Raw genomic sequence first — 8,489 nt, 5'->3', positions numbered from 1 at the left:
GATTCCCGGCGCGATTTCGGCTGGCGCCCGGAAGACGCGCAAGCGGCCGGCATGCCGCGCGCGCGTGGCGAACCTGTCGTGCGTCTCGGGCCCAAGGCGCCGGTTGAACAATCCGAGATTGCGCAAGGTATCGCCAAGAGCGCGCGGCCGCCGTGCAAGAGCGCGCATGCGGACATGGGCTTGCTGGCCTTGCCGTTCCTGCTGGCCGATACCGTTACGGATCGGGGCTGCAAGTGGTGAGGCCGAAGCCCGCGCCGGCCCGATACGCTGCACGCGCGGGCCTGGAGCAGCCAAGAAAGGCTAGCCGCGATTACCTGGGCGGCGGCAGGGGCAAGGCTGCGTATCCGTCCTGAATCATGGATACTGTTTTTTCAATCTGGGATTTCCAGAATTCATGGAGAGACGCAATGCCCGAATCTCAAGGCGGCCTGGACAGGCTGCGCCGCTTCATCGCCACCGCTACCCGCCTGGCCACGCCGTCCGCGCTGGCGCAGACCCCGGAACTGCAGGCCGCGTTCGCCGACCTGGTGCGCCATGACGACTGGCTGCCCGAGGCCTGTACCGCGCCGCATCCGCAGTACTACCAGCAATATCTGCTGCACTGCGATCCGCTGGAGCGGTTTTCGCTGGTGAGCTTTGTGTGGGGGCCTGGCCAGTTCACGCCGGTGCACGACCACGAGGTCTGGGGCTACGTGGGCATGCTGCGCGGCGCCGAGGTCAACCAGCGTTATGTGCGCGGGCAGGACGGCAGCGTGGCGCCCGCCGGCGCCGCGACCACGCTGCAACCCGGCGACGTGGAACGCCTGTCGCCCGCCGAAGGCGACATCCATCGCGTATCCAACGCCCATGCGGACCGCGTGTCCATCAGCGTGCATCTCTACGGCGGCAACATCGGCGCCGTGTCGCGCCATGTCTACGATCCCGCGACGGGGCAGGCCAAGCCTTTCGTGTCCGGGTATTCGTCGGCCAGCCTGCCGAACCTGTGGGACCGTTCGGAAGCGGTGCGGGCCGCCATCGCCGGGGGCGCAAGCTAGCACCTGTTCGCGCGCGGCGTCTCATGCTATTTTCTTGTCCTAAATATTAGGAAAATAAATAATGGACAAGACGCTGCTAAAAGGTCTGATGGTGTTGGAGGCGGTGACCGACGTGGACAATCCGCCGCGCACCATCGATGCGCTGGCCGCCCGCGTCGGGCTGACCCGCAGCAATACGCACCGCACTCTGCAGACGCTGATACATGCGGGCTACGTGACCAAGGACGATGACGGCGGCGGCTATCGCGGCGCGGTGCGGCTGTTTGAGCTGGCGGCGCGCCAGCTTGCCCAGCTGGACGTGCGCAAGCTGGCCGCGCCCTTCATGCGCACGCTGGCGGACCAGACTGGCGAAACCGTGCACTTGTCCGTGCTCGACGGTTTCGACGTCGTCTACGTGGACAAGATCGACAGCCCCCAACCCATACGCGCCTATTCGATGGTGGGCGGACGGGCGCCGGCCTATGCGGTCGCCACCGGCAAGGCGCTGCTGGCCTACCAGGCGGAAGGTTATGTCGAGCGCTACGCCGACAAGCTCGTGCGCCATACGCCATCGACCATCGTATCCATGCCGCTCTTGAAGGACGAACTGCGCAAGATCGCCCGCACCGGCTACGCGGTCAACCGGGGCGAATGGCGCGAAGGCGTGGGCGGGCTGGCCGTGACCTTGTTCAACAGCCTGGACCAGCCCGTGGCCGCGATCGGCATTTCCGGTCCGCTGGACCGCCTGAGCGCGGCTAGGATGAAGCAGCTGGCGCCGGATGTGGCTGCCTGTGCTCAGTCCATTTCGCAAGGGATGGGTTATCGCCGGGGTTACCTGGACCAGTAGCGGGCCGTGCCAGCGACGCGCCGATGCGCAGCGCCTGACCGCGAGCCAGGCGCGCGTTGACGTCCATGGACGTGGTCCAGAAGTACGTGCCGCCCGCCAGGCTGCCCAATACCGAAATGTCCGGCTCGGTCGCGCCGCGCGCGTTTTTCAGGCAGCCCGTGTCGTAGTCCAGCGCCAGGCCGCCGTGGGAATCGGGCTGCGCGTGGCCCTCGCGCAGCAACCCGGACACCAGCGGATCCTGCGTGCTTCGCGTATCCACCGAGAAGCTGGTGGCGTTGATCAGATAGCGGCTGGCGTGCGTGGCGACTACGCCCGCCGCGTCGCGCACGCGCGTGTGGAACAGGCCGCTGGCGCCGTCGTGGCAGCTGTCCAGATAGCCGCCGCTCACTTGCAACTGGCCGCGCTGGAACAGGGCCTGCAGCTTCAGTGCGTTGCGCATCGGAAAGGTGGCGCGCCGCGCCATCCACAGCGAACGCCATTGCGATTGGAAGCGGTCGCGCTCGGCCGGCGGCATGAGGCGCCAGATCAGGTCGACGGCCGCATTGGTTGCGGCCGCCACCGCCTGCCACGGGCGCGCCGCCTGCTCGGATCGCTGTATCTCTGCGTCCAGCGCGGTGCGGGCGTCGCCCGCCATGCCGAACACGTCCGCCGCATCCAGGGTGCCGCCCAGCGCAAGCACTTCTTCGCGTAGCGCCGTGGCGATGGCTTCGAGCGTCAGCGCGCCGCCGTGCTTGGCGGCAAGGCGCGGAACGCCCTCGGGACTCAGCTGTCGGAGCGTGTCTGGCGTGCGGTTGTGGGGGCTGCGCACGGCAGGCAGGCGGCCATTGCGCGAGACGCACAGGATGGGGCCGCGATGGGCCGCCTGCCGCAAGGCGGCGATGGCGTCGACGGCGCTCAGGCTGGTGCCGATGATGCAGACTGGCGCATCGGCGGCGATGCCGCTGGCCAAGGCTTGGACTGGGTAGGGGCTGTTGAAGTAGCCCGGCGCGTCCCGCAGTTCCGCAAACGCCTGCGAGGGCAGGTTGCCGTTGCACAGCACGGCGTAGCGCGCCACGCAGGGTGGGCCTTGTTCGGGTTCGACCCGTGCGCCGCCCTCGGGCAGCGGCGCCACTCGGCGAACCCGGCTGCGCACGTGGGTGAGCGCGATGCCCTGGGCGCGCGCGAGCTCGCGGGCCCGCTGATAGATTGCGCGCATGTAGGCCCCGAACAGCGGGCGCGGCAGGAAATCCGCCGGTGCTATCGAGTCCGCGCCCTGCGCGCGCAGCCAGGCGGGATCCTGGGCGCGCAGCCAGTCCACGAAATCCATCCGGTGATCGGCCCGCGCCGACATATTGCCGGCCGGGATGTTGAGCAGATTGCTGGACAGGTCCTCCTGGTAGGCTTCGCCCGCGCCCGGCTCGGCCTGCGGCTCGAACAGCATGATCGCCAACGGCCGGCCGCTGGCCGGCTCCAGCGCGAGCAGGAACTGATAGAGGAAGCTGACGGCCACCGAGCCGCCGCCGATAATGGCCAGATCGGCCGCCAGCGGGGCGGGCGTTGCGTGGGGCGCCGTCATTTGGCCGCCGACAGACGCACCACGTCGGCCCAGCGGGCAACTTCCTGCTTGAGCACGCGGCTGGTGTCGGCGGGATTGGTGGCGACGGCATCGGCGCCCAGCTTCTGTGCGGCCTGCTGCACGGACGCCATGGCGGCGGCCTTTTGCATGCCAGCCGAGAGCTTGTCCACCACCGCGGGCGGCGTGCCTGCGGGCGCCAGCAAGGCGTAGGTGGTGGCGACCGAGTAATCCTTCACGCCCTGCTCGGTCAGCGTGGGCAAGTCCGGCAGCGCGGTGGCGCGCGTGGCGGTGGTGACGCCGAGCAGGCGGATCTTGCCGGTCGCGACTTGCGGCAGCAGCGCCGGCAGCGTCTCGATCACCATGTCGATCTGGCCGCCCAGCAGGTCGGTGATGGCGGGGCCGCTGCCGCGGTACGGCACATGCATGAGCCGGGTGCCGGTCACGACCTGGAAGAGCTCGCCCGCCATGTGCTGGGAAGTGCCGGGGCCGGCCGAACCGAAGGTGATGGTGCCGGGCTTGCTCTTGGCCAGGGCGATCAGCTCCTGCACGTTTTTCGCCGCGATCTTGCTGCTGTTCACGGCTACGGCCATGGGCATGCTGGTGGCCATCGACACGCCGACGAAGGCGGTGCCGAAGTCATAGCCGGGCTTGTCCGGCATGGCCGCATGGATCGCGTGGCTGCCCACGGCGCCCATCAGCAGGGTGTAGCCGTCGGCCGCCGACTTGGCCACGTATTCCGCGCCGATCTCGCCGCCCGCGCCCGCCTTGTTTTCCACCACCACGCTCTGTCCCAGGTAGTCGCCCAGATGCTGCGCGTAGATGCGCGCGGCGGCATCCGTTGCGCCGCCGGGCGGGAAGGGGACCACCATGCGTACGGGTTTCGTCGGCCAGTTGTCGGCCGCGGCCGCGCCGCCTGCCAAAGCCAGCACCATGCCTGTGAGGGCAATGCGCCACGTTTTCTTCATGGAAGTCTCCTTGGTGTCGGTGGGGCCGGCATGCGCAGGGGCCGCGGTCCTTTTATTAAATCCTAAAATATAGGACTCGTGTATCAACAAATGGTTTACTTAGAATTCCACAGGGTGATATGCTGGTCAACAATTAAGCGCGGCACCTAGGGATTGCACTAGGGATATCGCGGGAGTTCGCCGGCCTGCAGCGGCCGTCCGCTGGATGATGCCAGTCTTGCGGACGTGCTCTTATAATGTTTTCTTCGTCCCAAATATTGAATTTTCATAACGAGAGGTCAGACATGACACCCAGTTCGGCGCTGGCCGGCATCACGGTGCTGGAGATTTGCAATGTCGCGGCGGGGCCTTTTTGCGGCATGTTGTTGGCGGACATGGGCGCCGACGTGATCAAGATCGAACACCCCGAAGGGGGCGACACGCTGCGCAGCTGGCCGCCCATTTCCGACGGCTATAGCGAAAACTTCGCGTCGCTCAACCGCAACAAGCGCTCGGTCACGCTGAACCTGAAGGATCCCGGCGATCTGGCCCTGGCGCGCGAGCTGGCGCTTGCCGCCGACGTGTTGATCGAGAACAACCGCCCGGGCGTGATGGATCGCCTGGGTCTGGGCCATGCGCAGCTGCGCGAGGCCAACCCCAAGCTGGTCTATTGCTCGATTTCGGCCTACGGCCAGTCGGGGCCGCGCTCGCAGGAAGGCGGGTTCGACCTGACCATCCAGGCCATGAGCGGCATCATGAGCGTGACCGGCGAAGCCGGCGGCGAACCTGTGAAGTGCGGCGTTCCCTTGGCGGATTTTTCGGCTGGCCTGTATGGCGCCTTCGCCATTGCATCGGCCTTGCGCGCGGCGCAGGCGAGCGGACAGGGCACGCACATCGACGTGCCCATGCTGGGCGCCACGCTGGGCATCGCGGCTTTGCAGACCTCGGAGTTCTTCGGCAGCGGCAAGGACCCGGTCAAGCTGGGATCGGCCCATCCGCGCAACGCGCCGTACCAGGCCTTCCGCTGCAAGGGCGGCTATTTCGGCATGGCGGCGGGCAATCAGGCCTTATGGAAGGGCGTATGCGTCACCGTGGGCCGCGAGGACCTGCTGGCTGATCCGCGCTTTACCGATACTAGCGCTCGCGCGCGCAACCAGGCGGCGCTGCGCGACATCCTGGAAGCGATCTTCGAAGCCGAGGATGCGCAGACCTGGCTGGCGCGTTTCCGCGCGGCCGGCGTGCCCTGCGCGCCCATCAATACTTACTCCGAAGTGCTGGCCGATCCGCAGGTGGAGCACATGGGCTGGGTGCAGCCCGTGGATCTGCCCAATGGCGTGCGCACGCGCACCTTCGGCCTGCCGGTGCGCTTCGATGGCCAGACCACGGCCCTGCGCCGCCGTCCTCCGGCCCTGGGCGAACATAACGACGAAGTGCTGGGCGCGCTGCGCGCCGGCCGCAAGGAGACGGCGGCATGAGCGACGTCCTGCGCATCGACAAGCAGGGCTCGGCCCAGGTGCTGACGCTGGCGCGGCCGGACAAGATGAATGCCTTGTCGGCCGAACTGGTGGAAGCGCTGATCGCCGCGCTGGATCAAGCCGAGGCCGGGGGCGCCCAGCTCATCGTGCTCAAGGGCGAAGGCAGGAACTTCAGCGCAGGCTTCGACTTCGGCGGCTGGCAGGAACAGAGCGAAGGCGATCTGCTGCTGCGCTTCGTGCGCGTCGAAATGCTGCTGCAGCGGCTGGCGGCCTCGCCCTGCCTGACGCTGGGACTGGCGCATGGCCGCAACTTCGGCGCGGGCGTCGATCTGTTTGGCGCCTGCAAGTGGCGCGTGAGCGCGCCGGACGCCACTTTCCGCATGCCAGGACTGAAGTTCGGGCTGGTGCTGGGCACGCGCCGTTACGCGGCCCTGGTGGGCGCGGAGCGGGCGCGCGCGGTGTTGGAGCAGGCGGCCACATTCAGCGCGGAAGAGGCCTTGCGCGATGGCTTTGCCAGCCGCCTCGCTGACGCGCCGGGCTGGCAGGACGTAGAGCGCGAAGCGCTGGAGGCCGCGTCCGCGCTGAGCAGCGCGAGCCGCGTGCAGCTGTATGCGGCGCTGTCGGCGGAAACGCCCGACACCGATCTCGCCCGCCTGGTGCGCTCCGCCGCCCAGCCGGGGTTGAAGCAACGGGTGGCCGCGTATCTGCAGGCGCGCTGACCGCAAAAAAGAACAGGCAGGGAAGGAGACATCATGGCATCGGGTTTCAATCAGAAGAACAAGCAGTGCACGCTGGCGGAGCTGGCGGCGCTGGTGCCCAACGGCGCATCGATCGCATTGGGCGGCAGCTTCCTGCATCGCGGACCGTTCGCCTTCGTGCGCGAACTGATCCGCCAGGGCCGGCGCGACCTGGAACTGGTCAAGCAATCGCCGGGCTACGACGTGGACATCCTGTGCCGCGCCGGCGCGCTGCGCCGCGTGCGGGCGGGCATCGTCGCCATGGAAGGGAATTTCGGCCTGGCGCCGTGGTACCGCAAGGCCGTGGAGCGCCGCGAGATCGAACTGGAAGAACATGCCTGCGCCAGCCTCACGGCCGGCCTGCGCGCGGCGGCCTTCGGCGTGCCGTTCCAGCCCTGCGGCGGCCTGCATGGCAGCGGCCTGCCCGAACTCAATGGCTGGAAGTGCCTGGACGACCCCTATGGCAGCGGACAGCAGACCTGGGTGGTGCCGGCGATCCGTCCGGACTTCGCCGTGATCCACGCATCCGAAGTGGACGCGCTGGGCAATGTGCGAGTGCATGGCACCGCGCATTGGGACCGCATCATGTCGCGCGCCGCGGGCAGCGTGCTGGTGGTGGCCGAGAAGGTCGTCGACAGCGCGGTATTCGAGGCCAATCCGGAATCCACGCTGGTGCCTTTCTTCATGGTGCAGGCCTATGCCGTGGCGCCGCAGGGCGCATGGCCGGGATCCTGCTGGCCGGACTACGCCATCGACTATCCGGCCGTGGAGGCATACATGGACAAGCAAGGCGATCTGCAGGCGCACATGGCTGCGGCGCCCGAAGCGCGGGAGGTGCAGCATGGCTGAGCAATGGTCGGGCTTTTCGTACATCGTCACCAACCTGGCGCGCTTCATCCGGCCGGACGAGATCACCTTCAGCGGCGTGAATTCCACTCTGCCCATGCTGGCCTGCCTGCTGGCCAAGCGCGCCTATGACTGGGACTTCGTCTACATCAACGTGGCCGGCGGCGTGAACCCGCGGCCTTCGCAGGTCCCCATCTCCAGCTCCGATCCGGTGCTGGCCGAGCATACGGCGTCGATCTTCTCCAACGAGGACTTCTATGACCTCTGCACGCGCGGCCGCATGGACCTGACCTTCCTGGGCGCAGCGCAGATCGACGGCGCAGGCTGCGCCAACAACTCCTGCATCGGCGACTGGCACGAGCCCAAGGTGCGACTGCCGGGCGGCGGGGGCGGCGCGGTGATGCTGCCCACCGCCAGGCGCGCCTGCACCTGGCGCACCGAGCACTCGCGCCGCACCTTCGTGCCGAAGCTGGACTTCATGACGTCGTGGGGCGGATTCCACGGCGTGGTCACGCCGATCGCCGTGTTCGTCAAGCGCGACGGGCGGTTGGCCTTGCAGTCATGGCATCCGGAGTCCAGCCTGTCCGAAGTGCGCGAGCGCACGGGTTTCGAATTCGACGCCAGCGGCGCCGCGCCGTCCGCGCCGCCCACGGCGGCCGAGACGCGCGCCTTGCGCGAGCTGGATCCCGACGGGCAGTTCGAACGCGACGCCGCCGTCGCGTTGCGCTAGGAGGCTGCCATGACGCTTGTCGACGCCACGCTGGTGGCCGCTTTCGCGCGCCTGTGGAGCCAGCCGCAATGGGCCGAACGGCCCGCCATCGTGACCGCGGACGGCACGCTGACATATGCCGATTTGCGCCAGGAAGTCGGGCGCATCGCGGGCGGCCTGCGCGCCGCCGGCGTGGCCCGCGGCAGTCATGTGGCCATCGCGATGGAGCGGTCGCTGGCGCAGGTGCTGGCGATTCTGGGCGCGATGGCGGCGGGCGCCTGCCCGTGTCCGCTGGAGCCGCGCCTGTCGGACGCGGAGACCGCCAGGCGCGTGGCGGCGGTGGGGCTGGGTTGGGTGCTGCAC

At 68.2% G+C, this 8,489-nt stretch carries 9 protein-coding genes and 1 pseudogene; 8 read left to right on the top strand and 2 right to left on the bottom strand.

Annotated features, from left to right (window positions below; genetic code table 11):
• The 3 genes and pseudogenes from WBB14_RS00830 to WBB14_RS00820 form a co-directional block, all read left to right on the top strand.
• Window positions 1–240: pseudogene (locus WBB14_RS00830) on the top strand (hypothetical protein); the annotation flags it as partial.
• A 167-nt stretch (window positions 241–407) separates the two neighbouring features.
• Window positions 408–1,034 (top strand): cysteine dioxygenase, encoded by a 627-nt coding sequence (locus tag WBB14_RS00825; protein ID WP_424238145.1) that lies wholly within the window; start codon window positions 408–410, stop codon window positions 1,032–1,034.
• 61 nt (window positions 1,035–1,095) lie between these two features.
• The gene (locus tag WBB14_RS00820) at window positions 1,096–1,860 is read left to right on the top strand and encodes an IclR family transcriptional regulator (protein ID WP_332015639.1); all 765 of its coding nucleotides are present in this window, start codon (window positions 1,096–1,098) and stop codon (window positions 1,858–1,860) included.
• Here the strand turns inward: WBB14_RS00820 and WBB14_RS00815 are convergent.
• Entirely contained in the window at window positions 1,769–3,415 is a 1,647-nt protein-coding gene (locus WBB14_RS00815; RefSeq protein WP_424238144.1) for an FAD/NAD(P)-binding protein, read from the bottom strand. The two genes, WBB14_RS00820 and WBB14_RS00815, sit on opposite strands and share 92 nt — an antisense overlap.
• Window positions 3,412–4,380 carry a Bug family tripartite tricarboxylate transporter substrate binding protein gene (locus tag WBB14_RS00810; protein ID WP_424238143.1) on the bottom strand — a complete coding sequence of 323 codons (969 nt, stop codon included), beginning with the start codon at window positions 4,378–4,380 and terminating at the stop codon, window positions 3,412–3,414. Before WBB14_RS00810 ends, WBB14_RS00815 begins: the two co-directional genes overlap by 4 nt.
• 284 nt (window positions 4,381–4,664) lie before the next feature.
• Here WBB14_RS00810 and WBB14_RS00805 point away from each other — a divergent pair, with 284 nt between their 5' ends.
• The 5 genes from WBB14_RS00805 to WBB14_RS00785 all read left to right on the top strand — a co-directional run.
• Complete coding sequence (locus tag WBB14_RS00805; protein ID WP_424238142.1) at window positions 4,665–5,834, top strand: CaiB/BaiF CoA transferase family protein; 1,170 nt, start codon at window positions 4,665–4,667, stop codon at window positions 5,832–5,834.
• Window positions 5,831–6,553: an enoyl-CoA hydratase/isomerase family protein gene (locus WBB14_RS00800; protein ID WP_424238141.1), complete on the top strand. Its 723-nt coding sequence runs from the start codon at window positions 5,831–5,833 to the stop codon at window positions 6,551–6,553. The genes WBB14_RS00805 and WBB14_RS00800 overlap by 4 nt, the downstream gene beginning before the upstream one ends.
• A gap of 33 nt (window positions 6,554–6,586) precedes the next feature.
• A complete protein-coding gene (locus WBB14_RS00795; RefSeq protein ID WP_332015645.1) occupies window positions 6,587–7,420 on the top strand; it encodes a CoA transferase in 834 nt (277 codons plus the stop codon).
• Window positions 7,413–8,147, top strand: a complete 735-nt coding sequence (locus tag WBB14_RS00790) for a CoA-transferase subunit beta (protein ID WP_424238140.1) — start codon at window positions 7,413–7,415, stop codon at window positions 8,145–8,147. Before WBB14_RS00795 ends, WBB14_RS00790 begins: the two co-directional genes overlap by 8 nt.
• A 9-nt stretch (window positions 8,148–8,156) precedes the next feature.
• Window positions 8,157–8,489 (top strand): AMP-binding protein (locus WBB14_RS00785; RefSeq protein WP_424238139.1); only part of this gene is annotated, 333 nt, incomplete at its 3' end.

The organism is Achromobacter sp., from assembly GCF_049647645.1.
Classification (GTDB): domain Bacteria; phylum Pseudomonadota; class Gammaproteobacteria; order Burkholderiales; family Burkholderiaceae_B; genus Achromobacter.
Note: the sequence above shows the minus strand (reverse complement) of the source record. Positions and strands in the feature narration are given on the sequence as shown.

Excerpts from the sequence above, each read along its gene's own strand:
- WBB14_RS00825 (WP_424238145.1), top strand. The coding sequence starts at position 408 with ATGCCCGAATCTCAAGGCGGCCTGGACAGGCTGCGCCGCTTCATCGCC.
- WBB14_RS00820 (WP_332015639.1), top strand. The coding sequence starts at position 1,096 with ATGGACAAGACGCTGCTAAAAGGTCTGATGGTGTTGGAGGCGGTGACC.
- WBB14_RS00815 (WP_424238144.1), bottom strand. The coding sequence starts at position 3,415 with ATGACGGCGCCCCACGCAACGCCCGCCCCGCTGGCGGCCGATCTGGCC.
- WBB14_RS00810 (WP_424238143.1), bottom strand. The coding sequence starts at position 4,380 with ATGAAGAAAACGTGGCGCATTGCCCTCACAGGCATGGTGCTGGCTTTG.
- WBB14_RS00805 (WP_424238142.1), top strand. The coding sequence starts at position 4,665 with ATGACACCCAGTTCGGCGCTGGCCGGCATCACGGTGCTGGAGATTTGC.
- WBB14_RS00800 (WP_424238141.1), top strand. The coding sequence starts at position 5,831 with ATGAGCGACGTCCTGCGCATCGACAAGCAGGGCTCGGCCCAGGTGCTG.
- WBB14_RS00795 (WP_332015645.1), top strand. The coding sequence starts at position 6,587 with ATGGCATCGGGTTTCAATCAGAAGAACAAGCAGTGCACGCTGGCGGAG.
- WBB14_RS00790 (WP_424238140.1), top strand. The coding sequence starts at position 7,413 with ATGGCTGAGCAATGGTCGGGCTTTTCGTACATCGTCACCAACCTGGCG.